The sequence below is a fragment of the Halobacillus naozhouensis genome, from assembly GCF_029714185.1.
GTDB lineage: Bacteria > Bacillota > Bacilli > Bacillales > Halobacillaceae > Halobacillus_A > Halobacillus_A naozhouensis.
The window spans coordinates 3,815,870-3,842,754 of record NZ_CP121671.1 but is presented as its reverse complement, the minus strand read 5'-3'; the positions used below and the strand labels follow the sequence as shown (position 1 = coordinate 3,842,754).

The 26,885-nt window shown below is 42.0% G+C and carries 24 protein-coding genes; 16 read left to right on the top strand and 8 right to left on the bottom strand.

The genetic code is table 11. The features are described 5' to 3' along the window. Positions 1–90: 90 nt before the first annotated feature. The 4 genes from P9989_RS19655 to P9989_RS19640 all read left to right on the top strand — a co-directional run bounded on the left by P9989_RS19655 (position 91) and on the right by P9989_RS19640 (position 5,344). A complete protein-coding gene (locus P9989_RS19655) occupies positions 91–1,989 on the top strand; it encodes an ABC-F family ATP-binding cassette domain-containing protein (protein WP_283076535.1) in 1,899 nt (632 codons plus the stop codon). Positions 1,990–2,091: 102 nt separating this feature from the next. Then, positions 2,092–3,339, top strand: a complete 1,248-nt coding sequence (locus P9989_RS19650) for an aminopeptidase (protein WP_283076534.1) — start codon at positions 2,092–2,094, stop codon at positions 3,337–3,339. 151 nt (positions 3,340–3,490) lie between these two features. Further along, the gene (locus tag P9989_RS19645; protein WP_283076533.1) at positions 3,491–3,667 is read left to right on the top strand and encodes a hypothetical protein; all 177 of its coding nucleotides are present in this window, start codon (positions 3,491–3,493) and stop codon (positions 3,665–3,667) included. Between the two features lie 147 nt (positions 3,668–3,814). Then, positions 3,815–5,344: a BCCT family transporter gene (locus tag P9989_RS19640; RefSeq protein ID WP_283076532.1), complete on the top strand. Its 1,530-nt coding sequence runs from the start codon at positions 3,815–3,817 to the stop codon at positions 5,342–5,344. A 42-nt stretch (positions 5,345–5,386) separates the two neighbouring features. On the opposite strand, the gene kynB is transcribed toward P9989_RS19640, so the two are convergent. The 3 genes from kynB to recQ form a co-directional block, all read right to left on the bottom strand. Then, on the bottom strand, positions 5,387–6,007 hold the full coding sequence (kynB, locus tag P9989_RS19635) for an arylformamidase (protein ID WP_283076531.1): 621 nt from the start codon (positions 6,005–6,007) through the stop codon (positions 5,387–5,389). Between the two features lie 12 nt (positions 6,008–6,019). Continuing rightward, positions 6,020–7,294, bottom strand: a complete 1,275-nt coding sequence (gene kynU, locus P9989_RS19630) for a kynureninase (RefSeq protein ID WP_283076530.1) — start codon at positions 7,292–7,294, stop codon at positions 6,020–6,022. A 78-nt stretch (positions 7,295–7,372) separates the two neighbouring features. Beyond that, positions 7,373–9,523: a DNA helicase RecQ gene (recQ, locus tag P9989_RS19625; RefSeq protein WP_283076529.1), complete on the bottom strand. Its 2,151-nt coding sequence runs from the start codon at positions 9,521–9,523 to the stop codon at positions 7,373–7,375. Positions 9,524–9,628: 105 nt separating this feature from the next. Here recQ and P9989_RS19620 point away from each other — a divergent pair, with 105 nt between their 5' ends. After that, complete coding sequence (locus P9989_RS19620) at positions 9,629–10,561, top strand: NADP-dependent oxidoreductase (RefSeq protein WP_283076528.1); 933 nt, start codon at positions 9,629–9,631, stop codon at positions 10,559–10,561. A gap of 117 nt (positions 10,562–10,678) precedes the next feature. Here P9989_RS19620 and brnQ read toward each other — a convergent pair whose 3' ends face one another. Further along, a complete protein-coding gene (gene brnQ, locus P9989_RS19615; protein ID WP_283076527.1) occupies positions 10,679–11,998 on the bottom strand; it encodes a branched-chain amino acid transport system II carrier protein in 1,320 nt (439 codons plus the stop codon). Between the two features lie 274 nt (positions 11,999–12,272). On the opposite strand from brnQ, the gene P9989_RS19610 reads away from it, so the two are divergent. Then, positions 12,273–14,117: a cation:proton antiporter domain-containing protein gene (locus P9989_RS19610; RefSeq protein ID WP_283076526.1), complete on the top strand. Its 1,845-nt coding sequence runs from the start codon at positions 12,273–12,275 to the stop codon at positions 14,115–14,117. Between the two features lie 54 nt (positions 14,118–14,171). On the opposite strand, the gene P9989_RS19605 is transcribed toward P9989_RS19610, so the two are convergent. After that, positions 14,172–14,351 (bottom strand): SE1832 family protein, encoded by a 180-nt coding sequence (locus P9989_RS19605; RefSeq protein WP_283076525.1) that lies wholly within the window; start codon positions 14,349–14,351, stop codon positions 14,172–14,174. Positions 14,352–14,610: 259 nt separating this feature from the next. Between P9989_RS19605 and P9989_RS19600 the strand changes: the two genes are divergently transcribed. Then, positions 14,611–15,468: a GNAT family N-acetyltransferase gene (locus P9989_RS19600; RefSeq protein ID WP_283076524.1), complete on the top strand. Its 858-nt coding sequence runs from the start codon at positions 14,611–14,613 to the stop codon at positions 15,466–15,468. Between the two features lie 49 nt (positions 15,469–15,517). Here P9989_RS19600 and P9989_RS19595 read toward each other — a convergent pair whose 3' ends face one another. Continuing rightward, complete coding sequence (locus P9989_RS19595; protein ID WP_283076523.1) at positions 15,518–16,585, bottom strand: AI-2E family transporter; 1,068 nt, start codon at positions 16,583–16,585, stop codon at positions 15,518–15,520. A 205-nt stretch (positions 16,586–16,790) separates the two neighbouring features. On the opposite strand from P9989_RS19595, the gene pepT reads away from it, so the two are divergent. The 4 genes from pepT to P9989_RS19575 all read left to right on the top strand — a co-directional run bounded on the left by pepT (position 16,791) and on the right by P9989_RS19575 (position 19,785). Then, positions 16,791–18,017 (top strand): peptidase T, encoded by a 1,227-nt coding sequence (gene pepT, locus P9989_RS19590; RefSeq protein WP_283078990.1) that lies wholly within the window; start codon positions 16,791–16,793, stop codon positions 18,015–18,017. A gap of 232 nt (positions 18,018–18,249) precedes the next feature. Then, on the top strand, positions 18,250–19,050 hold the full coding sequence (locus P9989_RS19585) for a TerC family protein (protein ID WP_283076522.1): 801 nt from the start codon (positions 18,250–18,252) through the stop codon (positions 19,048–19,050). 56 nt (positions 19,051–19,106) lie between these two features. Continuing rightward, on the top strand, positions 19,107–19,295 hold the full coding sequence (locus P9989_RS19580) for an SE1561 family protein (RefSeq protein WP_283076521.1): 189 nt from the start codon (positions 19,107–19,109) through the stop codon (positions 19,293–19,295). Positions 19,296–19,299: 4 nt separating this feature from the next. Next, complete coding sequence (locus P9989_RS19575) at positions 19,300–19,785, top strand: GNAT family N-acetyltransferase (protein WP_283076520.1); 486 nt, start codon at positions 19,300–19,302, stop codon at positions 19,783–19,785. On the opposite strand, the gene P9989_RS19570 is transcribed toward P9989_RS19575, so the two are convergent. Continuing rightward, a complete protein-coding gene (locus P9989_RS19570) occupies positions 19,764–20,684 on the bottom strand; it encodes a hypothetical protein (protein WP_283076519.1) in 921 nt (306 codons plus the stop codon). The two genes, P9989_RS19575 and P9989_RS19570, sit on opposite strands and share 22 nt — an antisense overlap. 136 nt (positions 20,685–20,820) lie before the next feature. On the opposite strand from P9989_RS19570, the gene P9989_RS19565 reads away from it, so the two are divergent. Next, a complete protein-coding gene (locus tag P9989_RS19565; protein ID WP_283076518.1) occupies positions 20,821–21,267 on the top strand; it encodes an OsmC family protein in 447 nt (148 codons plus the stop codon). Positions 21,268–21,332: 65 nt separating this feature from the next. Then, positions 21,333–21,695 carry a hypothetical protein gene (locus P9989_RS19560; RefSeq protein WP_283076517.1) on the top strand — a complete coding sequence of 121 codons (363 nt, stop codon included), beginning with the start codon at positions 21,333–21,335 and terminating at the stop codon, positions 21,693–21,695. 12 nt (positions 21,696–21,707) lie between these two features. On the opposite strand, the gene P9989_RS19555 is transcribed toward P9989_RS19560, so the two are convergent. Beyond that, positions 21,708–23,363 (bottom strand): alpha-glucosidase, encoded by a 1,656-nt coding sequence (locus P9989_RS19555; RefSeq protein ID WP_283076516.1) that lies wholly within the window; start codon positions 23,361–23,363, stop codon positions 21,708–21,710. 274 nt (positions 23,364–23,637) lie between these two features. On the opposite strand from P9989_RS19555, the gene P9989_RS19550 reads away from it, so the two are divergent. The 3 genes from P9989_RS19550 (at position 23,638) to P9989_RS19540 (ending at position 26,831) form a co-directional block, all read left to right on the top strand. Beyond that, positions 23,638–23,955 (top strand): hypothetical protein, encoded by a 318-nt coding sequence (locus P9989_RS19550; protein ID WP_283076515.1) that lies wholly within the window; start codon positions 23,638–23,640, stop codon positions 23,953–23,955. A 534-nt stretch (positions 23,956–24,489) separates the two neighbouring features. Then, positions 24,490–25,956: a potassium/proton antiporter gene (locus tag P9989_RS19545; protein WP_283076514.1), complete on the top strand. Its 1,467-nt coding sequence runs from the start codon at positions 24,490–24,492 to the stop codon at positions 25,954–25,956. A 161-nt stretch (positions 25,957–26,117) separates the two neighbouring features. Further along, on the top strand, positions 26,118–26,831 hold the full coding sequence (locus P9989_RS19540) for a FadR/GntR family transcriptional regulator (RefSeq protein ID WP_283076513.1): 714 nt from the start codon (positions 26,118–26,120) through the stop codon (positions 26,829–26,831). The last annotated feature ends 54 nt before the right edge of the window (positions 26,832–26,885 follow it).

Here is a 26,885-nt window from a genome sequence, read left to right as displayed (position 1 = left end):
CTTGGGGCTTTTTCAATTGGTATTAGGCGCTTCCATCTTTCTTGTATGATAAAATGGAAAATAGTTTGTGAATGAAAGGTGAGCGGAATAATGAGCATTTTATCTGTTGAGCAATTAAGTAAGAGTTATGGAGATAAACAGCTGTTTGCCGATGTATCGTTCACCATTTCGAACCAGCAGCGCATTGGTTTAATTGGTGTCAACGGTACAGGGAAATCTACGCTGCTAAAGTCGATCGCAGGGATAGAATCGGCTGATACAGGGACGACACATCATGCAAAAGATTTTACGGTGGAATATTTGCCTCAGGATCCAGAATTGGATGTAGACAAAACAGTGTTAGAGCAAATCTATTACGGTGACTCTGAGATCATGGTTACGATTAGGGGATATGAGCGCGTTTTGCAGCGCCTTCAAGACAACCCTGAAGATCAACATGTTCAGAATCAGTTATTAACCTTTCAGCAGCGTATGGATGAGACAGGAGCATGGGAAGCCAATACCAGGGCGAAAACAATTTTGACAAAGCTTGGGATTGTTGACTTTGATAAATCGATCCAGGAGCTTTCTGGTGGTCAGCGTAAAAGAGTAGCTTTGGCTAAGGCATTAATTCAGCCGGCTGACCTTTTGCTGCTTGATGAACCAACGAACCATTTAGATAATCAGACGATTGAATGGCTCGAGGAATACCTGTCTCAATATAAAGGTTCTTTAATGGTTGTCACCCACGACCGTTATTTCTTAAATCGAGTAACGAATCTTATCTATGAGCTCGACAATGGCACATTGTACACCTACGAGGGTAATTATCAAACATTCCTTGAGAAAAAGGCAGAGCGTGAAGAAAGAGAGCGTCAAGCAGAACAAAAGCATCAAAACACGTTAAGAAGAGAACTTGCCTGGTTAAAGCGAGGGGCTAAAGCCCGTTCAACGAAGCAGAAGGCCAGGAAACAGCGTGTGGAAGCTATGCAAGAGCAAAGTTTTAATACGGAGAAACAGGATGTTGATATGGCCATTGGCTCGACTCGGCTTGGAAAACAGGTGATCGAGTTAAAAGACATCTCCCATTCTTTCGCGGAAAAGCGAATCATTAATCACTTCAATTATTTAGTGGTTCCCGAAGAGAGGCTCGGTATTATTGGCCCGAATGGATCAGGAAAAACAACCTTATTAAATATTATGGCAAAGCGAGTCAAACCTGATCATGGGGAATTGACAATTGGTTCTACAGTTAAAATCGGCTATTATACGCAGGATCATGAGGAGATGGATGAATCAGTAAAGGTGATTGAATATATAAAAGAAGTCGCTGAAGTGATTTCAACGGCGGACGGAGAACAGATTACAGCTGAACAGATGCTTGAGCGGTTCCTTTTTCCAAGACCGCAGCAATGGACCTATATTAAACGTCTTTCCGGTGGGGAACGGCGCAGACTCTATCTACTGCGTGTATTAATGAGCGAGCCTAACGTTCTGTTTCTCGATGAGCCTACAAATGATCTTGATACTGAAACGTTGAGTGTTCTTGAAGGCTATTTGGAACAATTCCCCGGGGTAGTCATTACCGTTTCACACGATCGTTATTTCTTAGACCGGATCGTTGATAAACTGTTGGTATTTGAAGGGGAAGGGGTTATTGAATCCTTCTATGGGAATTACTCAGAACTTATTGAACGAAGACAGCTTTTGAAAAAAGAAGAAACCAAACAAGATAAAAGTGAGTCCTCAGAGCAAGAACAAACGCGAAGGTCGAATCGCAAGCGTAAATTATCCTACCGGGAGAAACAAGAGTGGGAGACGATTGAAGATGACATCACAGCCATCGAAGAGGAGATCGAGGATACTGACAGAAAGATTGCTGAAGCAGCAAGTGACTATAACAAAGTCGAGGAGCTATTTCAAACTAAACAAGACTTAGAGGATAAGCTGGAGACGAAGATGAATCGTTGGGAAGAGCTATCCTTAATTGTAGAAGAGGCGGAGGAATGACCCTTTATAGGTTCCCCTATAGTTGGGTCTTCTCTTTTGTATGAAGATACGAATTGTGAAATAATGTATACGGATACATAACAACCAAGGGGAGGAAAACTGATGTTATTACCAAGTCAAGGACAATTAGAAAAGTATGCAGAGCTTGCCCTGCGTACAGGTGTAAACCTGCAGGAAAATCAGAAACTTATGATTAATTCGACTGTAGAAGGTGCGCCATTTACTCGGATTGTAGCTAGGAAAGCCTATGAAATGGGTGCTGAGGATGTGCATATCGTTTGGGCAGATGACGAGCTGACACGGCTTCGTTATGAGTATGCTGATGTCGAAACACTAAAGGAAGTTCCCGACTGGCAAAAGGACATGTTTAGTTATTTTGGCGAAAAGGGAGCGGCTATTCTGTCCATCCGGTCAACAGATCCAGACCTGTTAAAAGGAATTGATGCTGGAAAGGTAGCCGCTGCAACTAAAGCTCGATCCGAAGCGATGACGAAATTCAGAGATTTTACAATGAATGACCGTATCCAATGGTCAATCGTCAGCATTCCTATCCCTGCTTGGGCGCAAAAGATCTTCCCGGAGGAGTCTGAAGATAATGCTGTTGAGAAATTATGGGAGCAAATTTTCAGTATTGTGAGAGTGGACAGGGAGGATCCTGTGGCTGCCTGGGAAGAACATAACCAGACATTGATCCAAGCGAAGCAATTCCTAAATAAGAAAAAATACAGTAAGCTTATTTACAAAGCTCCTGGAACGGATCTTGAGGTGGAGCTGCCAAACAATCATATCTGGAAGGGCGGGGCCTCCCAAACGGTTGAAGGAAAAGTACCTTTTAATCCGAATATGCCAACAGAAGAAGTATTTACTGCACCGCATAAATACGGAGTAAACGGTCATGTTTCCAGTACAAAACCTCTTAATTATGGTGGAAATGTCATCGATAATTTCACACTAACCTTTAAAGATGGCAAAGTAGTGGATTATAAAGCGGAAGAAGGGGAAGAAACGTTAAAACACTTGCTGGATACGGATGAAGGTTCCAGCCGACTTGGGGAAATGGCTCTTGTGCCGCATGAATCACCGATTTCTCAATCAGGTTTAATTTTCTATAATACGCTGTATGATGAAAATGCATCCTGCCACTTAGCGTTAGGAAAAGCCTACCCTAACAACGTGGAAGGGGGCTCTGATATGAGTGAAGATGAACTGGACCAAAGTGGTGTTAACCATAGCTTAAGTCATGTCGACTTCATGATGGGGTCAGATGAATTGGATATTGACGGTGTTCTTGAAGACGGAACAACCGAACCGGTGATGAGAAAAGGAAGCTGGGCTTTATCTTTTGAGTAAACCAGTATGAACTACCCTTATCTGAGGAAAGACGCTGAAATCAGCGTCTTTTTTCATGAATTATCATAGGTTTGATATCATTAAGAATAGAGGATTGAATAGATGAAGAGTGGGGTATAACACATGTACAGAGATTAAAGGAGGCTTTTTCATGGTTGATATCGAAAGTGAACTTCCTGGATTTCAATCAAACCCGAATACGTTTGGCAAATGCAGTAGTTGTGGTAAGCTGTTAACCTCAAAACAAGAAGCAAAAGTGACGATGTGTAAGGATTGTCAAAAGCGCCATCGTGACAAAGACCATGTTTTAGATGAAGAGAAGGAATAATAAGATTAGAAGAAAGACTGCAGCGAAGAAAAAACTGCAGTCTTTTTTATGGATGAAAGCGGATATTTCTTTACATAATACAATAATAGGTGGTAGAGTGTGACATTGTGCGCAAAAATCAAGATTAATGGAATAAAGGAGTTCTATATGAATCATAAACAAACTGGAAGAGTAGACTGGCCCGTTTTTATAATCAGTGGTGGTGCTTTACTGCTCTTTGTAATTTTAGCACTTATTAATATTACATGGATTGAATCATTTGTCAGTACGACCTTTGCCTGGTCAGTTACTTATTTTGGGGCATTCTGGCAGCTATTGATGCTAGCCACTTTCTTTGTTGGAATCTGGCTGGCATTTTCTAAATATGGAAAAATTAAGATGGGTGGAATCGACAAACCCGAAATAAGTTTATACAAGTGGTTATCGATTATTATGGCTACTTTATTAGCTGGAGGGGGTGTGTTTTGGGCCGCTGCAGAGCCTCTTTATCATTTCCTTTCGGTTCCTCCATATCTGTCACAATCAGGAATTGAGGCTGGAACAAAAGCAGCTATAAATCCAGCACTGGCGCAAAGCTTTATGCATTGGGGATTTTTAGCTTGGGCGATATTAGGAACGATTAGTGCAGTTGTGATGATGTATGGTCATTATCACAAAGGTATGCCAATGAAGCCAAGAACGCTTCTTTATCCTATTTTTGGTGAAAAGATCCGCAACAATTGGTTTGGAACACTTGTCGATGCCTTTTCAATCATTGCTGTAGCAGCGGGTACGATCGGTCCAATCGGTTTTCTTGGATTGCAAGCAAGTTATGGACTTCAAGAAATATTTGGCATCCCTAACGAATTTAGCACACAAGTTTTAATTATCATTGCAGTGGTTCTAATTTCGACATTATCAGCTGTAACGGGTTTATATAAAGGGATTCAGTTTTTAAGCAGCTTTAATGTTCGCCTTGCATTAGGTCTGATGATTTTTATTGTGATTTTTGGCCCAGGAGGATTCATCATTGATCATTTCATTTCCTCATTTGGGGTCTATATAGATCAGTTCATACCAATGAGTACATTCCGTGGTGACTCGGATTGGTTATCGCTATGGACCGTATTCTTCTGGGGATGGTTTATTGGCTATGGTCCCATGATGGCCATTCTGGTAAGCCGTATCTCCCGAGGTCGTACGATTCGTGAAATTATCGCAGCCATTTCTATTTTTGCACCAGTCATCTCTACTTTCTGGTTTACGATTCTTGGTGGATCGGGTATATTTTTTGAACTACAAAACCCGGGATCAGTCTCTGATGCATTAAATGCGGCAGGCAAACCCGCAGCAATGTTTGCTATCACCGAGCAACTTCCATGGGCAGCCATTATTTCACCTTTGTTCTTACTTCTAACGATTTTGTTTGTCGTAACGACCAGCGATTCGATGGCATATACGATTGCGATGGCTGTCACGGGTGAAGGGAATCCGAAAGTGTGGCTTCGTGTATTCTGGTCTGTGATTATGGGAGCTATTGCCGCGATCCTTCTTATTACGGGAGACAGTGGTATTACACAGTTGCAGAACTTTATTGTTGTAACAGCCGTACCTGTATCTCTGTTATTATTGCCAATGATTTGGCTGGCGCCGCGTGTTGCCAAAAAAATGGCTATCGAACAAAATATAAAGAAATAACAAAAGAGCTCTTGCGCTTTAAACGGCGCAAGAGCTCTTTTGTTAAATTTGTCGCAAAACTGCACGGACTGGACTGCCATCAGCCTGGTCCATTTTAAGTGGGAAAGCCATAAGTTCATATCGCCCTGGAGCTACATGATCAAGTACAATACTTTCTAGAATAAGCACGTCGCTGTTATAAAGGGAATGGTGTGCAGATAGAGTTTTGCTTGTCTCCGGATCAACTGATGGAGTGTCAACACCTATTAAGTCAATGCCCTGTTCTTTCAAATACGGACCAACATCTTCACCAATAAAGGTATAGCTTTCTGGAAACTGAGTTCGATCTTCCCAGCTGGTTGAGCGGAACAGCAATTTGCTGACCCCTTCAAATTCAAACGCTTCTAAATCCTTTCTCGTTATCGTCTTTTTCCCTTCCATATTAAGAACAAGAGCCTCTCCCATAAAACGTTCGACAGGGATTTCAGCCATTTTCAATCCATCAGTATCATAATGGAAAGGGGCATCGACATGCGTACCGATATGATTGCTTCCCTTATGAGTACCAACATTAACAGTTCCTGTTTCCTCCATGGATGCAGTTAGCTCGTAGCGGAAAGGCTCATCGCCTGGCCAGGGTGGTGTTGCATCATTGAGTGTCATCGAAATATCAATTAGTTTCATTAGATTTCCTCCCTAAGCAATAGTGTCGCGCTCATTTTTGAATTGTTTATATTCCCCACTTTGTACAATCTCCTTTAGTATCATCATAACTTGATAAAGGTCTGAATAGGAAGTGTAAAGGGCGATGGGTGCCAGACGGATCACATTGGGCGCCCTAAAATCAGGGATGATTTGTTGAGCTTTTAAAGCTTTGCAAATACTAGCTGCTTCTTCATGAATCAAGCTGACATGGCCGCCTCTGCGGTTATCATCTTCAGGGTTAGCAATCGTAAACCCGAATTCGCTTAGCTCTTCTTTAACAAAATGAATCAAGTAACGAGTTTGTTGTAGGGATTTTTCACGGATCCGTTCTATTCCTGCTTCCTGGAACATTTCCAGTGAACCTATTAGAGGAGCAGAGCTTAAAATATGTGGTGTTCCTATTTGAAAAGCTCCTGCGCTCTCTGCCTGTGTAAGGCTATGGTCCATATCAAATTGTTTATTTTTATTGGAACTAAACCAGCCGGCTAACCCTGGCTTCCTCCCAAGGTGTTTCTCATGCACAAACAGGCCGCCAACTCCTCCAGGTCCGCTGTTTAAATATTTATATGTACACCAAACAGCAAAGTCAATTCCCCAGTCATGAAGTTGATGGGGGAGAGCGCCAATTGAGTGGGCCAAATCAAACCCAACCATGATTCCACGCTCATGAGCCGCTTTCGTAATCGCAGGCATGTCGAGCAGCTGGCCGCTTCGATAAAGAACTGATGGAAGAAGAATTAAAGCAACTTCCTCTGTCATAGCGTTGATAATCGTATCTTCAGATAATGTTCGTCCATCTAGGCTTTCTACCTGAACTAAATGTTCCTCTGGATCATATCCATGAAGCTCAAGCTGACTTTTTAACGCATAAATGTCAGAAGGAAAGTTCAGTTCATCCGCCAGAATTTTTGTCTTCTTTCCTGAGGGTTGATAAAACGTTGCCAGTAATTGATGGATGTTTGTCGTGATGGAACCTGTATTAATGACTTCCTCAGATTTAGCCCCAAGCAATGGAGCTGTCATTGCTCCGAGTTTTTCAGACATGTAAAACCAGGGCTCTTTTCCATCTGTCCACCCATTTATACCTAACTGTTTCCAGTCCTGAAGAGAGGTCAGTAAAGCTTGTTCAGCTCGTTTTGAAAGGAGACCGAGTGAATTACCATCCATATAATAAGTATTCTTTGGTAAATAAAATTCTGTCTTAAATGATTGTAACGGATCATGTTCGTCTAGTTTAGCAGCCAAATCCTTGGTAAGCCCTTTCATAATTAATTCCACCTTTCTTATAAAAACTCTTTCTACTACCATAACAAAAGAACTGTCGTAATAGACAGTTCCTTTTTACTATTTCATATAACCATGTTTAACGAGGACAGCTTTTATTAAGCGGTATGTGTATTCTTCAGGCAGGATGTCTTTCAGGGATTTTAGCTTTTTCTCATCCACTTTGTTGTAAGCCATAAGTACATTTTCTTCCTGTTCATCATTGAACCAAAGCTCCCAATTGATTGTTTTGCCTTCTCCAGCGCAACGGAATAGATGATTCTCTATGGTTTGGGTACTCATTCCACGTTCTTCCGCAATGTCATTAATGGTTTTTTCTTCATCTGACCACATATCAAACGTAATTTCATGGCTTGCCCTTGGATCGGTTGGGTCTTTTTTTCGCATGGAGGGCTTTAGATGTTCGTTGGGCCGGCGTGTAGGCCGTGAATCTGTTTCTTCAGCCCAGGGAATAATCTTCTCCAGAAATAGTTCCCCGTATTGTTCGAACTTTTGCTCTCCAATCCCCTTAATTTTCAGCATTTCTCTTTTATTTTTAGGAAGATAGATGGCCAATTCTTTAATCGTAGCATCTGAAAAAATTACATACGGCGGTAAGTTGGCTTCATCTGCCAGTTCTTTTCGCAGAATACGCAGAGCTTCAAACTTTTCTACATCATAATTAACTTCTTGCTCGGAAGTTGTGGTTTCGACTAACATTTTTACAGGTCTTTCTCCTTTAAGAACAGCAACGGAATCTGTAGTGAGTTGTAAGGTTGGATACCGTCCGTCGCCAGGACTTAATAAACCTTCAGCAGTTAAAAAATTTATAAACTGTGTAAGTCCTTTCTCTGTATATCTTGATAAAATTCCGTACGTGGACAGCTTATGGAACTTAAATTGTAACACCTTTTGGTCAGAAGAACCGCGCAGGACCTTGGCGGTTAATCCTGCCCCGAATCGTTCTCCCATCCGCTTCACACAGGAGAGCACCATTTGAGCTTCCCGAGTCATGTCCTGTTCTTCGCCTTCGTATAAACAGTTGGAACATTTTCCGCAAGGCTCATGTGGGTGAGGGTCAGCAAAGTAATTTAATATATATTGTTGAAGGCACACATGTGTATGGCAATAATTGACCATAGACTGCAGCTTCTGATATTCATCCTTTTTCTTGTCGTCATCCATCATAGACTGGTCGATAAGAAAGCGTTGCAGGTGGATATCTTGACCTGAAAATAGTAATACACAATCACCAGGCTCCCCATCTCGTCCGGCTCGCCCAGCTTCCTGGTAATAGGATTCGATATTCATCGGCATTGAGTAATGAATCACGTAGCGAACGTTTGACTTGTCGATCCCCATACCAAAAGCATTGGTGGCTACAATTGTAGTTGTCTCATCCTGAACAAAATCACTTTGCACTTGCTTACGTTGGTTCTCAGTCATCCCCGCATGATACTTTCCAACAGAAAAACCTTTTTTAGCCAGGAAATTTTGAAGATGATCGGCATCTTTTCGAGTGGCAGTATAAATGATACCTGAATCATGCGGCCGCTGTTCCAGGTATTCAAGAATAAAGTCACGCTTTTCACGTCCTTTAATCAAACGGAAAGACAAGTTGTTACGGGCAAAACCAGTGTTTACGACTGAGGCGTCATCCACCTGTATTAATTGCTTAATATCCTGTATAACTTCTTGTGTAGCTGTTGCAGTTAATCCCATAATTACAGGCAGGTTTGGGATTTGATAAAGGGTTTGAACAATTGAGCGATAGCTTGGTCTGAAGTCATGGCCCCATTGTGAGATACAATGTGCCTCATCAAAGGCGATTAGTGACAGTTTAATCCGCTTAATTGTTGAAAGAAATGATTGGGAATCGAATCGTTCCGGAGCCACATAAACGAACTGATAGCGTCCCTGCTCCATATCAGAGATTCGGCTTCGCTGTTCTTCGAAAGACAGGGAACTGTTTATATAAGTAGCCCCAATCCCATAGGAAGTTAGGGCGTCGACTTGGTCCTTCATCAGCGATATGAGTGGTGAAATAATGATAGCCGTTCCCTCTAAAGTTAGACCGGGAATTTGATAGCACAGCGATTTCCCTCCACCAGTCGGCATTACAGCCAATGTGTTTTGCTGGGTCAATACACACTGAATGGCTTCTTCCTGACCTGGACGAAATGATGTGAATCCATAATATTCTTGTAGATATTTTCTAGCCTGTTCGATCATATTAAGATCATCCTTTGCAAATTCTTTGTCTATCGTATCATGTTTTGATTTGGTTGAAACGGGAAAAATTCAGATACAAAAATATTTACTGACGGAGGGGAAAAAATGAAGGCGATTGTAATAGAACAGTATGGCGGGAAGGATCAGCTCACAGCAAAAGATGTCCCTAAACCAGAAATAACGGAGGATCAAGTTCTCGTTGAACTTCGTGCCACCTCAATCAATCCGATCGATTGGAAATTAAGAGAAGGGTATTTAAAAGAGAAATTGGATTTTGACTTTCCTATTATATTAGGCTGGGATGCGGCCGGCGTTATTAAAAAAACAGGAAGTGCCGTCCAGAACTTTAAAGTTGGTGACCGCGTGTTTGCACGCCCTGAAACGACGAGGAACGGTACGTATGCCGAGTACGTCGCAGTGGATGAGTATTTGCTATCCCATCTTCCAGAGTCGATTTCTTATGAAGAAGCGGCAGCCGTTCCGCTTGCAGGTTTAACGGCCTGGCAATGCCTGGTTGATTTTTCCAACGTAGCGGAAGGCGATCATGTACTTGTTCACGCTGGTTCAGGCGGGGTTGGCCACTTTGCCATTCAAATTGCTAAAGCATTTGGAGCAACTGTTTCGGCTACGGCCAGTGGCCAAAACCAGGAGTGGGTAGAGAAGCTTGGTGTCGACCGGTTTATTGATTATAAGGTTGAGGATTTTTCTGAGGTTCTTAGTGATGTTGACATTGTTGTCGATACAATGGGTGGTGAGATCCAGGAGAAGAGCTATAAAGTATTGAAAGAAGGCGGGCGCATGCCTTCGATTGTACAACCACCAGATGATGAGACAGCCAGTAAACATGGAGTGAAAGCCGGGTTTGTCTGGCTCGAGCCAGATGGTGACAAACTAAGCAAACTGGCAGATTTGATAGTAGAAGGGAAAATGCAGCCCACTATTGGCCATCAGTTTAACTTTAGTGAACAAGGGTTGCAGGAGGCACATGAGTTAAGTGAGACGCACCATGCTAAAGGAAAGATCATTATTTCTATTTAACCACTAGATCAACCTCAGGTCATCTTTAAAGGCCTGGGGGTTTTTTATACGAAGGGAAGCAAATGTGCAATAAGAAAGAGCAGTCTCCCAACACTTAAGGAAACTGCCCTGAAATTATTATTTGTTTGTAACAACCTTGGACGTTGTAGTCGTAACGATCCAGTGGATAATAGCTCCTATAAGGGCACCGACCAATGCTGGCAGTAGCCAGCTTAGATTTATTTCAGAAAACGGCAGGGCTTGAATATATGGAGTTACAGCCTTCAACGGAAATCCGGCAGCCACGAGCCCATCGTATAAACTTATAACGCTTGTGAACAGAATGGCACCTCTGTACACATAAGGCGAATGGTGAATGATTCCTCCTGTAAAGGTAAGAATAATCAAAACAATGGTTATCGGATAGACAAAAACCAGCACAGGAACTGAATAGGCAACGATCTGACTTAATCCCAAGTTTGCGATAACCATGCTGATAAGGGTTACCGTTAAAGCAACACCCTTGTATGTGAGGCCTTGGAATCGATTGCTGAAAAATTGGGCGCAGGCAACGACTAGTCCCACACAAGTTGTAAAGCATGCCAGCGCTACAATGAGACCGAAGAGAAGGGTGCCGATATTTCCGTACATGATGTTGGCGGCTCCCGCTAGAATCGCACTGCCGTTATCATACGCTCCTTCTGTCGCCATCTTCGCACCGATCCAGCCAATTGCTACATACACACTAGTTAAACCAATTGCAGCTACGCTTCCAGCCTGGAATGTACGAAGTGTGAGCATCTTGCTGTCAGTAATTCCGCGCTCACGAAAGGTGGTAACGGTGATGATGCCAAAAGCCAGGGCGGCTATGGCGTCCATGGTGAGGTACCCTTCTACAAAACCAGTAAAAAACGGCTGGGAACTATATTTTTCGCCAGGCGGCTGAATCTCACCATCTAACAGGAAGAAAGCGCCGATTACAAGTCCAATAATGGATACAAATAGAGCAGGTGTCAGCAGCTGGCCGATTCGATCGACGAGTTTGGATGGGTTTAAGCTTATGAAAAATACTAGACCAAGGAAAATAGCGGTAAATAAGAACAGTCCTAATGACGAGGACTCGCCAAGCCATGGAGCTAGTCCGGATTCAAAAGCTACACTTGTCGCCCGTGGAATAGCGAAAAGCGGTCCGATCGTTAAATAAACAACAGAAATGAATATAATTCCAAATAGAGGATGGACTCGGCCTGCAAGTTGTATAGCCCCTCCTCTTACAAGTGAAATAGCAACAACGGTTATGATAGGTATCCCTACTCCAGTTAATATAAAGCCAATTATAGCTGGAAAGTAAGAGGTACCGGATTCGATACCAAGTGAAACGGGGTAAATTAAGTTTCCGGCTCCAAAAAATAAAGCAAAAAGTGTAAAGCCGATAAACAGGATATCTTTTTGTTTCATGACTGTTTCCTCCTCTATGATGTCATCCTATCTAACGTAAAAAAGAGCTTCTCATGGAGAAGCATCAATCTTTCTTTAACAGTATTTATCACCGCCGTAATATTATCAATGTCAAAAAATTATGTCAATGTTTTTTTATGTTAATTCATCAGTAAAGGCAGCGTTTTCATAGTTACTATCAACTTTTTTTAGTACAAGATAGTTTACAGATGTATGGGAGCCATATAAAATAAGTCTCGATACATATCCTTTTGAAGATAAGGAGTTATTATATATGATCGATTCACTGTTATTCGAAGTTATGTTAGTTGGCGCACTAGGGATTGGCTCACAGTGGATCTCGTGGCGTTTTCGATTGCCTGCCATTGTTGTCATGTCAATTGTGGGTTTACTCGCTGGACCAGTTTTGGGATTAATGAATCCTGAGCAGGACTTTGGCGAATTATATAGCCCTATAATTTCCCTCGCCGTTGCAGTGATTTTATTTGAGGGCAGTCTCAACTTAGACTTTAAGGAAGTAAAGGGGCTGGGAAGGCCTGTATTTCGGGTCGTAACCTTTGGTGCTTTTATTAGTTGGATTCTTGGGTTATTGGCTGCCCACTATATGGCTGGTTTATCATGGGCTGTAGCCTTTGTGATTGCAGCATTATTTATTGTAACAGGTCCAACGGTTATCCTGCCCTTATTACGGCAGTCAAAACTTAAGCCTAGACCGGCTAAGATTTTAAAATGGGAAGGAATTATCGTTGATCCGATCGGGGCACTACTTGCTGTATTTGCTTTTGAAATAACAGAATTCATAGTAGGTGCGAACCACTCTCCGACGGCCTTATTATCGTTTTTCCTGGCAGCCATTTTTGCGGTGATGCTCGGGTATGCCTGCGGTAAAGGGATTGGCTGGATGTTTGAAACCGGCTATGTTCCCGAATATTTGAAATCTCCTGTCGTGCTAATGGTTGTCATAGCTTGTTTCACGATAGCTGATGAAGTGACACATGAGACGGGATTGCTATCCGTAACAGCCATGGGGATGACGCTTGCCAATATGCATATATCATCCATTGCAGATATGCGGCATTTTAAGGAAAGTATTTCACTTGTGTTAACTTCAACCATCTTTGTGCTTTTAACGGCTTCCCTAACACGTGACACCTTGATGCAGATTTTTAATATCGAAATCATCGGTTTTGTTCTCTTGATGCTATTTATCGTCCGTCCGTTATCGATCTTTCTGTCCACATGGGGTACAGACCTCTCCAAGTCAGAAAAAATATTGGTTGGATGGATTGCCCCTCGCGGAATTGTTGCTTTAACCGTATCTGGTTATTTTGCGAGTGTGTTATTGGATGCAGGGTTTGAGGACGCATCGATTTTGACTTCTCTTACTTTTGCACTCGTATTTACGACTGTAGTTGCCCATGGATTTTCGATTGGATGGTTATCAAAAAAACTCGGTCTCTCTATGGAAGGTCCGCCTGGGGTCCTGCTGGTTGGCGGGAGCAGGTTTACTACTAAACTTGCTAAAGCATTACAAGATGTAAAAGTTCCTGTAGTCATAAGTGATTCCTCATGGGAGAGGCTGTCAACAGCACGCGCTGAGGGTGTGAAATCCTATCACGGAGAAATTTTGGCAGAGCAGACGGAATATAAATTGGATATGACCCCTTATGAATACATGTTGGCGGCTACTGAGTTTGATTCGTATAACGCCTTAGTATGTACGACGTTCGTACCTGAATTTGGCCGCAATAACTTATTCCAGTTAAGTTTAAGTAAGCGGGAAGGCGATAAGCTTGAAGATCTTGTTCATACGATTGGCGGTCGTGTACTATCCAATGTCGGGGCTTCTTGGGAAGAACTGAACCAAATGGTTGAACATGGTTATGTGTTTAGAAGAACAAATATTACGGAGCAGTACACATATCGAGATTATTTAAATAACATTGATGATCAAGCCATTCAAATATTTGTGAAGAAGCCAAGTAAGAAAATGGAATTCTTTAGTGGAGAGGTTGAAACAAGAGTAGAACAAGGAGATATCGTGGTTTCCCTGACGCCACCAAAAAAAGAGTTCGAAAAGATTCAAGAGAAATTAGAAAAGCAGCGGAAAAAAGGATAAATAATCTAAAACAGAAAAGCGGCGTGCGATCAAATCGCACGCCGCTTTTGTATGTTATTTCGCTTCAGCTAATTTTTGTTTTAATTCCTTTAGCTGTTCTTCCATACGGGCCAGCTGTGATTCCGCATTTTGTACGTTAGCCCCAGCTGCTTCAAGCTTATCTAAATCACCTTGAATTCGTATATAATCAGACTTGAGGGCAGCGATTTCATTTTCAATTTCCTTCCTCGTCATATCATCACCCCTTTATTTATTATTGTAGATGTTGTGTCAAGAGGGTATAATGGTAGAAATTTTCCTGAAGGCTATTTTATGTAAATTTTGTTGTCAACAGAGAGGATAAGGGTTCGGAAATACACTACACTTTCCGCGGCCACGCGTCCTGCCGCAGTGGAATCAATGTTAAGACACAGTTTATAACTTTTGCGTCAAAAAACAACAATCTTTTTAGAAAACAGCTTTTCTAAAAAAAGTATATCGAAGGGGGACTGTTATGATGAGAGTTGAAGAAACTGCAGACGCGTCTGGTTTTGCCAGGCAAGCTGAACCACTATTGTTACAGAAAGAGGCTGAGAATAACCTCCCACTCGGCATTATAGGGAGTTGGAAGAATAGCGGGGGGAAGGATTCTTCAGCTTTCATGCTCACCGTTTATGACGGTGAAGAACCTGTATATGTCACACTTAGAACCCCGCCGCATTTATGGATATTGCCTGCTATCTCTACAATTAATCAAGAAGTATTGACTCATTTAGCCCGTTTCCTGTACGAGAATGAATATGAAGTGCCAGGTGTGCTTGGAGAGTCCGAAGCGGTACAATGGTTTGTGGAAGCGTGGGAGCAATGCAGTGGTCAAGAAGGGGCTCTGCATATGAAGCAAGGTATTTACCGATTAGATCAACTCAAACCAGTTGTCAAAAAAGATGGGGAGCTAATCCTCGCAGAGCAAAAAGATTACCCTTTGTTGGTACGGTGGCTAACAAGTTATGGCCATGAAACGGGAGAGGTATTTCATAAGGAGCGAGTTGCTCAATTAGCAGGAGATATGATCTCTGATCAAAAAATGCACCTTTGGCAGGTGAACAGAACCATCGTATCGATGGTTTGCCGGGCTCGGACCACTCCGAACGGGGCGACTGTGAATGCTGTTTTCACGCCTGATGAGTATAAACGCAGGGGCTACGCTACTCAGGCTGTCGCCTCCTTAACAGAAAAATTATTAACAGAAGGATATGAGTTCTGTGCCTTATATACAGACTTGGCTAACGCGACCTCGAATACCATTTATAAAAAAATCGGCTACAATTTTGTCGGCCAATCGCTCGTGTATCATTTTTCTTCATCATCATAATTAACAATCCCCGCTGCTAAACTTTCGGCTCAATAGCAACGGGGATTTTTTAGTGATTTGCTCTATTTTCCAACCATTCATGATAGAAATGAGTGATCACTGTTTTTACGAGCGCATAGGTTGGAATGGCAAACAAAAGACCGAGGAAACCTGCCAGGCTGCCTGCAGCCAGGATGACGGTGATCACCGTTAAAGGATGAATATTAAGCGCTTTACCCATCACATTAGGGGAGACGAGATTACCTTCAATTTGCTGGGCCACGACCATAATGATAGCCACATATAAAACCAAAATCGGTTTTTGAAACAGAGCCACTAAAATAGCAGGGATAACAGCTAAGAAGGGTCCGACGAAAGGGATTACGTTCATCATCATAGCGAATAAAGCCAAGGTTAGGGAGTAGTGTAAGTCAATGATTAAGTAGCCGACAAGCAGAATCATTCCGACGAACACACTGACCGTAAGCTGGCCGATAATAAAGGAATTCAATGTGTGATCAAGGGATTTAGCTAGTTTTTCAAAACTTTTCCCTACCCGTTCGTTCATGAATTGACGTAAAAACGGAACAAGCTTGTCACCGTCTTTCAGCATAAAGAACAAAAATAACGGTACTAGGATTAATGCGAAAACAAAGCCGATAAATTGACTGATCACATCGATCACAATGGTTGATGCTTCTTTCAAGTATGATTCTAAGTTTTGGATAACGTTGTTAATCGCACTATTAAACTGATCTGGGATAATAGCCTGGTTTTGCTGCCAGTAATTGATGGTATCACTAACCACTTCCACCATTCTGGGGAAATTATCGATTAATTTTGAAAATTGCTCCTGAGCGATAGGAGCGATAAAGCGGGTGATCAAGTATCCAATGAAAATAAAAAGCAAAAAGACTGCTAAAATAGCAAGCAATCTCGGCACTTTGTACTTTTCCAGGAAAAGCATTACGGGTCTTGAAATATAAAATAAGATTCCCCCACCGATGAAGGGAATGGCTATTGCCGCTAGATAAGTGAATATAGGGGCAAAGAAAAATTGAATCTCATGTATGAGTAAAATAAATAATGAAGCTAGAATACCTGCGATCAAAGTTTGAAACCAACGTTTATGGATCATGAAGACACACCTTTATGTATGAAATGACTGTCTATAAGTAATTCTTCCTCGATTATGAAATTCCTGCTTGAAAATGGAAGTGTTCACGAAGGAAAATAAATATGCTATAAGATTATCACTATTCCTCTATTGTTGAAAATATGTCCAGAGGCTTATATGGTAGAGAAGATAAAACGTTAATCCAATAATATTGAGGGTGAAAATGATGAAGGAGCAATTATTGAAGCGGTTTACAAGTTATGTGAAGATCGACACACAATCAAATGAATCCAATGAGCAGTGTCCTTCTACGGAGGGGCAGCTAGTGCTTGCTAATCAATTAGTGGAGGAACTCCGGGAAATGGGGATGGATGAGGTCACCATCGATGAAAACGGGTATGTAATGGCTACACTTCTTGCTAACGTTGACAAAGACCTTCCCGTCATTGGTTTTTTAGCGCATGTAGATACAGCAAGAGATTTTACGGGGAAGAACGTACGCCCTCAAATCGTTGAGAACTATGATGGCGGGGATATTCAATTAAATGATGAAGTCGTGCTTTCCCCGGGTGATTTTGAAGAACTTCATATGTATAAAGGACATACCCTGGTGACTACGGATGGTACTACTTTGCTAGGTGCCGACAACAAAGCTGGTGTGGCTGAAATTATGACAGCGATGCAGTATCTCATAAGTCATCCTGAAGTAAAACACGGCAAGATACGTGTTGCTTTCACCCCTGATGAGGAAATTGGGCGAGGACCTCATTTGTTTGATGTAAAACGATTCGGTGCAGAGTTCGCTTATACGGTAGACGGTGGACCTTTAGGTGAACTACAGTATGAAAGCTTTAATGCAGCTGATACGACAATCACTTTTTACGGCAATAGTGTTCATCCTGGGACGGCAAAAGGCAAGATGGTTAATGCTTCAAAGCTTGCGATTGAATTTATTGAGCAGCTTCCGAAGCAAGACTCACCGGAGCTCACTGCTGGATATGAAGGATTTTATCATCTTGTCTCTTTTGAGGGAGATGTAGAGAAAGCTCAATTATACTATTTAGTAAGGGATTTTAATAAGCAGAACTTTGAAGCGAGAAAGGAAAAACTGCATTCGATTGCTTCACAAGTAAGAGATAAATACGGGAGTCATCGCGTCAGCCTTGAAGTTCACGATCAATATTACAATATGGGGAATAAAATTGAACCGAGAAAAGAGATAGTTGATGTTGCGTACCAGGCGATGACTAACCTGTCCATCCAGCCGATTGTGCAGCCAATTAGAGGGGGGACTGACGGTTCACAGCTTTCTTACATGGGCTTACCTACGCCGAATCTGTTTACCGGTGGGGAAAATTTCCACGGGAAGTATGAGTATGTCTCATTAGACAATATGGTAAAATCCACACAGGTGATTGTAGAAATCTGCCGTCTTTTTACCGAGGAAACGTAAAATGATAAATCTGTTGACAATTGGTGCAATCATGCTATGATGAAGTCAGAATTAGCTTTTCCTAAAAGGGGAGTAGCTGAAAAGTAAAGTCGTCACTACGGGAGATACGCCCCGGCTTTACTGACAACGAACGTTGTTAGCGAGACCTTTACCCACAGAGGTAGAGGTCTATTTTTTTGATCCTTACCTTTGTGGTGGGATCATTTTTTTATAAAAAAGGAGAGTAAGTAATATGGATGCTCAATTATTGATAGAATATGGATGGGTATTACTCGTTCTTGTCGGTTTAGAAGGTATTCTAGCTGCTGATAACGCTTTGGTGCTGGCTATTATGGTAAAACACTTGCCGCCAGAGAAAAGGAAGAAAGCTTTATTTTACGGGTTAGTTGGAGCGTTTATCCTCCGCTTTGGTTCGTTATTTATCATCTCGTTTCTGGTTGATGTCTGGCAGGTGCAAGCTCTTGGTGCAGCCTACTTGCTATTCATATCTGGTAAACACTTGTACGATAAATGGAAAGCTAAAAGAGAAGACAGGAATAAACAAGATCCTGATGAAGTAGAGGTAGATACGGACGGCAAAGGTAAAGGTTTCTGGATGACTGTTTTAAAGGTAGAATTAGCGGATTTGGCCTTTGCGGTCGATTCCATTTTAGCTGCTGTAGCGCTAGCCGTGGCTTTACCGGAAACGCCATTACCTCCGATTGGAAGCTTAGATGGCGGGCAGTTTGCTGTCATCTTGACCGGGGGGATGATTGGAATCATTATTATGCGGTTTGCAGCCAACTATTTCGTAAAACTCCTTAAATCCCGACCAGGTCTTGAGGTGGCTGCCTTTATTATAGTCGGCTGGGTAGGAGTGAAGCTGGCTGTCTCCACACTTGCTCACCCAAGTATACAGGTGTTGGATGAACACTTTGCCCACTCGACCACATGGAAACTTTTCTTCTATGCTGTGCTCGTATTGATAGCTGCTGGCGGATGGTTCTTATCAGGTAAGAAAAGTGAACCGCAAAAGCAAGACCAGACCGATTAATAAAAGGGGACCTTTTCGAAGGTTCCCTTTACTACTAAATCTTTAGGAGGGACATTATGGGAAAGGCTGCCGAAACACAATCTGAACAATTTAGATATGTGAAAAACCGAATTCAAATGTTGCATCAAGTAGTTGAAACGATGGACCCGGAACAGATGGAGCATGAAGACTATTTGCGTGTTCTGGACATGGTTGAACAGTTGCAGTTGAAAATGCAGCGTTTTAAGAAGGATTGGGAGGAATAAGGTAATGGTCATACAATTTCAACCCATCACTCAAGCGGAAGCGGAGATCATTGCAGAATGGCAATATCCAGGGGAGTACAGTTTCTACGATATGAAAGCTGACCAGGAAGATTATGAAGAGTTTATTGATCCTGATCAACGAAGCAAGCATACACAAAGTGTTTGGAGGCATGGAGAGCTAATCGGCTTTTTCACTAGTGACCCCGTGGATGCACAAACCATTAATATTGGCCTTGGTATGCATCCTGATTTGACCGGAAAGGGAGAAGGTCAGTTATTTTTACAAGAAGGACTGCAGTTTATTTTTGAAAACTATGCCCCTTCGAAAGTCACCCTGGCTGTAGCTGTTTTCAATAAAAGGGCGATCAAGGTGTATGAGCGGGCAGGCTTTGTAGTTGTAAAGACTTTTCAGCAGCCTACGAACGGCGGCATATATGAGTTCGTCAAAATGGAAAATCGCGATGAAGGTCAGGTCGCGACTTTTCCATAGTTGAGCAGCCACTGCAGGGCTTCAAATGTAAGGACACCACGCCACTCTGTTTTAGCGTGCCCCCAGCTATCCATGTAATCATTCCATTCCCATGGGGGCTCAATAAATGGATCATTCTCTAATTGTTCCGTTATAAACTGCAAATTTTCTTCAATCTTTGATGTTGGGATTCCTAACTGCGAATGCCTTGGTACAGCTGCAAATTTCAATGGAAAGGCCACATAGTTCTGCCATTTTTCCTGATCGTAAACGACGAGGGATTGAACAGCTCTTTGCAATTGATCAGATGCTTCTTGCGTTAACAAGTCAGGGTGCAGGTTAAAAAGGCGCTGATAACAGTAGATTTCATGCTCAGATTCAAAAGCCGTCAAATTCATAAAGTAGTCCATACACTGTTTGACCAGGTGATCTACATTTAGATGTGTTACGGCATTGCGGTAGCGAAGCAGGTAACCAATGATTTCTGCGCTTGGATTTCCCCAGTGATGATCAATCCAGGACATACCGTCATCATGAACAGTCCACCAGAAGGCGTGTGGATACTGATTAACCTCTGGCGGCACGGCATACCATCCCTGTCTTTTGCGGCCAAACTGATTTTCCAAATAACCAAGTGCTGTGTGGATCATCTGGTCAGCTTGTGGGTTGTCTTCAAGCTCAACTAAGAGCTGCATAGCTACAGACGTAGCAATTGGAGATGAGTGTGGCATCCTGATGTCAGCTTCCAAACCATTGCCAAACCCCCCGTCTTCATTTTGAAACGCAGAGAGGGCTGTAACTATGTCCTGCTCATGTCCACCCTGTATTAATTGTTTCATTCTGGCTTTTTCCAGCTCTCGTCCATGTTCAAGAATCCAGTCTGCCGCACGCTTATAATGAGGTTCTGATAATCTATTCATTCCATCATCTCCTTTCCACTGCTTGTTTTCGCCACGGATGGACAGAAATCCTTTTTTAAAAATAAGCAAATAATTTCATGCATGATTACCTCTCGTTTACAATAAGTGTAGAATGACTTGAAAAGGAGCAAATACGATGGCATTTCACCACTTTCATCTCAAAGCAGACTGGCCCGGCGGCCGTAATGAAGTCGGATCTATTGAAGCTGATAAATTAAAAACAAAAATTTCGATTCCTAAAGAAATGGACGGACCGAATATTGGTACGAACCCTGATGAGATGCTGTTAGGGGCAGCGGCCACTTGTTATATTATCAGTTTAGCGGCCATGATTGAACGTGCCCATCTTCCACTGAAGGAGATGGATATGGAGTCAGAAGGGGTCGTAGATGTGACTGACGGTATTTTTACCTATAAGAAGATCATTCATAGACCGAGGGTGATTTTGACAAAAGAGGCAAGTGAGAAACAATTAGCCACCTTAAAAAAATTAGTGGATAAAGCCGAGAAAAGTTGTATGATTTCTAAAGCGATCCAGGGAAATGTGGAGCTTGAAATGGAAGCAGACCTCAGGGTTGAATAGATTGTAAGAAAAGCCTTTGTCGTGAAAATGACAAAGGCTTTATTTGCAGAAAGGGTATGCTGGGTATGAATTTCACGTTAGGTTTTCTCGTTACATACACTTATTATCTCATCACCCTGCTCGGTGCTTCCTATCTAAAGACAGGCGGGGAGATTTGGAGTGAGATTTTCCAGAAGCAGGTGTTCTACGGACTTTTTGTAACGTGGATAGGCTGCGCTATTGCTGATTTACTGATCAAAGGAAGTAGGAAGCCAGTGCTGCCGATGATGGGGTTAGCGGGTATCGTATATGGTTCAGGCATCCTGCTTGTATTTAATACGGGACCGGTTCCTTTACTCGTATTATTCATGTTTTCGGTTCTCACCAGCATTGGCTTTATGCTGTTTTGTGTAATAAGATTAAAACAAACTAAACCACGTCAACGGTGACGTGGTTTACGTTTATAATAAATAAACGCGTGCTTCATACGGAGCCAAGTGTAATTGTTTTGTGTGATGGGCGTTTATTTCCAGTTGATTGGTGAGCAGTAATGACTCTCCCATTAAGATGTATTCACTTTCGAACAGTACTTCTTTCCCTGTTAAATTTGTCACGATCAAGGCTGTCTGGCCTTCATATGTTCGTGTGTAGGTGTAAGTCTGAGTATTATCAGCGTCCAGCAAGTTATAGGTGCCATAGGTGAATAGCTTATGCTCCTTTTTCAACTGGATTAACTGTTTATAATAAGTAAGTATAGAGTGTTCATCCTGCAATTGTTGAGCGACATTTATTTTTTCATAATTAGGATTAACTTTCATCCATGGTTTACCCGTGGTGAATCCTGCCTGCTCCTCACTTGTCCATTGCATAGGTGTTCGGCTGTTGTCACGGGAGGAGCTCCAGAGGATGGACATAATCTCTTCATGCGACCAACCAGCGGCCTGTTTATTACTGTAAAGGTTCTTGGCCGCAACGTCATCATAGTCTTCGATGGAAGGAAACGCGACGTTTGTCATACCTATTTCCTGACCTTGATAAATAAATGGTGTCCCTTGCATGAGAAAATACATCGTAGCTATCGAAGTCGCGCTTTCACGCCAGTATTCCTGGTCATTCCCCCATGTGGAAACGGATCTTGCTTTGTCATGATTCTCAGTAAATAGCGCGTTCCAGCCATCATTCTCAAGCGCTTTCTGCCAGCGGGTCAGCGCTTGTTTAAGCCCCACGATATCAAGCTGCTGTTCAGCATCATGATCCCAGAGGTCAAGATGTTCAAATTGAAACACCATATCCATTTTCCCTTGTTTACCAACCCACAGATGAGCGTCTTCCGTACTTACACCATTCGCTTCGCCAACTGCCATCACGTTATAATTCCCATAGGTGCGATCTTTGAATTCTTGCAGGAACGTATGAATTCCTTCCTGATTCATGTGTTTGTCGAAAGAGGAAACATAACGGTTATTGTCAGGATTCGGCATATCAGGGAGACCGGGTTGCTTTTTAATGTGACTAATGGCATCTATCCGAAAACCATCAATGCCTTTTTCCAGCCACCAGTTTACAGTACTATAGAGTTCTTCACGGACTTCAGGATTTTCCCAGTTCAAATCAGGCTGCTTCGTTGAAAACAAGTGCAAATAATATTGATCGGTCCCTTCATCATATTCCCAGGCCGATCCTTCGAAAATGCTCTCCCAGTTGTTTGGCTCTTTGCCATCTTTACCATCACGCCAAATATACCAATCCCGCTTAGGATGATCTAAAGAAGAGCGGGATTCAATAAACCATTGGTGCTCATCACTTGTATGATTTAAGACAAGGTCAATGATCAGCTTCATGCCTCGTTTGTGGACTTCGCCTAGTAGTTCGTTAAAGTCATCCATCGTTCCGAACTCTTCCAGGATATCTTTGTAATCGGAGATATCATACCCGTTGTCATCCTTAGGGGATTTATACATAGGACAAATCCAAATGAAGTCTATCCCTAAGTCTTTCATGTAATCAAGCCGGCTGATGATGCCTTGTAAATCACCAATCCCATCCCCATCTGAATCTTGAAAACTCCTTGGATATACTTGATATCCGACTGCTTCTTTCCACCAAGCTTTTTCCATTCTCCCGCCTCCTGTGTATAAAAGTAATCAATTTCTATAACTGCCTCCGCGTTCAACCAATTTACTGCTGTTCAACCTCTAACTAAGAGGGGTCATGCAACTTGTGCAAACGTTTTCCCTGACTATGTCATATCTTATCCGATTTTATAGGGTTTGACAACGGGCATACTGCCGCAGCGGCTCTTGATCCAGAAAAAGAAGGAAAGTTATTTCTATTGATTTCTTCACTTGGTAGAATGGAACTTGCAACGAACGAAAAAGGGGAGGGGCTAATGTGAGAAAAGGTTTGCTAGCAGGATTAGGAATCATTCTATTGTTTTTCATGGGCTGGCTGCAGCCAGCAGCTGAGCTTGAAAGTTATGCAGCTGAATCTGCTGATGAACCAGTGGAACTGATGGCCTCTATCGATGCTGAAATGAAGGCAATTCCCTCCTCGCAATCCACCACGGTGCCAATCTGTAAAAGCGGTTTTCCCTTGCCCTTTTTAATGCATAATCCGGCTCTCAGGGAAATGTCGATCGCTGATAAATTCAGCTTTAAAAGGTTGTACATTTCAGAACCATTAAGGTGTGTTGATGTAATGAAATATTAATCTAATTACCTCGTATAAGTCATATACAACTTCTTTCAACAGTCACTTTCATTCAGGCAAATAAATAGTTGGTAAAGCTTTTGATAAAGTCAGGAAGCTTATTTCGACTTGGGAACAGAATATGACATCTAAAGTAAAATCTAATTTAGAATATTATGCTATGTCGGTTCTTGTCTTGCTCTTGTTTTTTCGGCACTATTTTGTTAACTGGTGGATTAACAGGGACAGATTGGGCGGCATACTTGCCGGATTTCTCCTTGGGTGGACTTTGGAATTAGATTAATAGCCGGGCGGGCAGCTCTAAACCTCTAGAGTTGTCCTGCTTGGGCTGAACAACGAACTGCCGCTCGTTTCACCTTGCTTTTTTACGTTTCCTGTTTATGTTATTTATTTTTATCGGAATCACCTGTGAAATCCGGTTGTTATAAGGTTTTTCATTAGATAATTATCTGAAAATATATTAATCTTATAATAGAAGCTTTAAATTATACAACACAATAAAGTAGTATTCAATCGGAGCAAAAGGTGGGTTATATGGAAATAAATGTTGATACGATTATACTAGTACTTTCTATTATGCTATTAACAGGTGTTCTGGCCACGAAATTTTCTATTCGACTAGGAATGCCCTCACTTATTTTATTCTTAGGTGCAGGGTTACTATTAAATAATTACATCTATTTTGAAAACGCTGGGCTTGCCCAATTAATTGGAATATTCGCGTTAATTATTATTCTGTTTGATGGGGGCACTCAGACGAAGTGGAAAGATATCAAGCCAATTGCCGGGGCTGCAGGTTCCCTCGCGACAGCAGGGGTCTTAATCACCTCATTTGTTACCGGAGCTGCAGCCGTATATATCTTCGGATTCTCATGGCTTGAAGGTCTGCTGCTTGGAGCCATTGTCGGCTCAACGGACGCAGCTGCTGTATTTTCCGTTTTAGGGACCAAAAATATTAAGAAAAAGATTACATCAACACTCGAGGCAGAATCTGGAACAAATGACCCGATGGCAGTTTTTCTAACAATCATCTTCATTGACTTAATCCAAGTCCCGGAGACATCGATTTGGGGAGCAATAGGCAGCTTCTTCGTAGAAATGGGCTTAGGTGTACTTGCTGGTTTATTGTTAGGGAAGCTTACGGTATGGGTGATTAACAAAATTGATTTGGACTCCTCGGGACTCTACCCTGTACTAGCTCTATCGTTTGCTATATTTTCCTACTCATTTACCGCCTTAATTGGAGGCAGTGGGTTGCTTGCCGTGTATGTGATGGCAGTATTTGTAGGAAACAGTGACCTCATGTATCGCTTCTCCATTCTTCGATTCAACGAAGGCTTTGGGTGGATGATGCAGATCCTCATGTTCATGATGCTTGGACTACTAGCATTTCCTAGCCAACTCCTCGGTGTAGCCTGGAAAGGTATTCTTCTATCGATTGTATTAATGTTCATCGCCCGACCAATTGGAGTCTTTATAAGTATGATCGGAATGAACTATGATCTCAAGGAAAAAACTTTTATTTCCTGGGCGGGACTAAAGGGAGCTGTTCCTATTGTCCTAGCGACATACCCGCTTCTGGCAGATGTAGAAAACAGTGATATTATCTTCAATGCCGTATTCTTCGTTGTGATTATTTCCGCATTGATCCAAGGAAGTACATTGTCTGGCGTTGGATCTTATTTGAAATTAGCAGGAGATTCGAAAAATCGCTCTATTGGTGAACTTGAATTAATTAACATAGGAAAAACAGAAACGGAAATTGTCGAAGTAACATTAGGTGAGGATTCGCCTATCACGGGGCGTGAACTGAATGATATTGATTTTCCAAAAGACACGATTATTGTTACGATTGCGCGTGGAGATGAAGTCATTACCCCTACAGGGAATTCAGTAATGCAAACTTTTGATACGGTCTATGTGTTAACGAGAAAAAGCGAGCGCAAGGAAGTTAGGAAGTTATTGACCTCAAAAGGGATGGAAAAAGCAAAGACGTCCTGATGAAAGGATACATTCATGATTAATAAGCACCTCAAATGGGTTGTGTGAGTAGGAAGTACACACTGCACGCCCCTCTGAGGTGCTTTTAAAATCCATAAAGAATTGTCGATTTTCTGTCCTTTCGTTAAAATGAAGTTATCAATGAAGACAGAGGTGTATCCATGGCTTATAAACAAATAAAGCCCCGTAAAATATATGAAGAAGTTGCGGATGAGTTATTAAATATGATTAAAACAGGTGATTTGAAACCAGGTGATAAGCTAAATTCTGTTCAGAAGCTTGCTGAAGATTTCAGTGTCGGCAGATCGGCCATACGGGAAGCACTGAGTGCCTTGCGTGCAAAAGGAATGCTCGAGATGAGGCAAGGTGAAGGTACGTATATACGTGAATTCGATCCAAAAGTGCTAACCTCATCGATAACAAGCTCCGTGTTATTAATGGGTAAAAAGGATATCCACGATTTGTTAGAAATCAGAAAAATCTTGGAAGTGGGAAGTGTCAACTCTGCAGTAGAAAATGCACAAGAATCAGATATCTTGGCAATCAGTAAAGCGCTTGCAGATATGCAGGATGCCAATGGGGATGAACAGCTTGGGGAGAAAGCGGACTTGCAGTTTCATATGGCACTTGCCGAGGCTTCCCACAATCGTTTTTTAATCGATTTAATGAATAATGTATCGGAAACGATGGTTGAAGCGATGTTTGAGACTAGACGCATCTGGTTGTTTTCTCAACAAAGGACACTTACAAAGATTTATCAACAGCATAAGCAAATATTTGAAGCCATTGAGTCCAGAGATTCAGTTAAGGCGCAAGAGCTTATGTTAAACCATCTAACAGAAGTTGAACAAACTCTTTTAAAATATTATCAGTGATTACAAAGGAAAAGTACTATAGAACGCAATGAAGGCTCCTGAAATAGTAAGGAG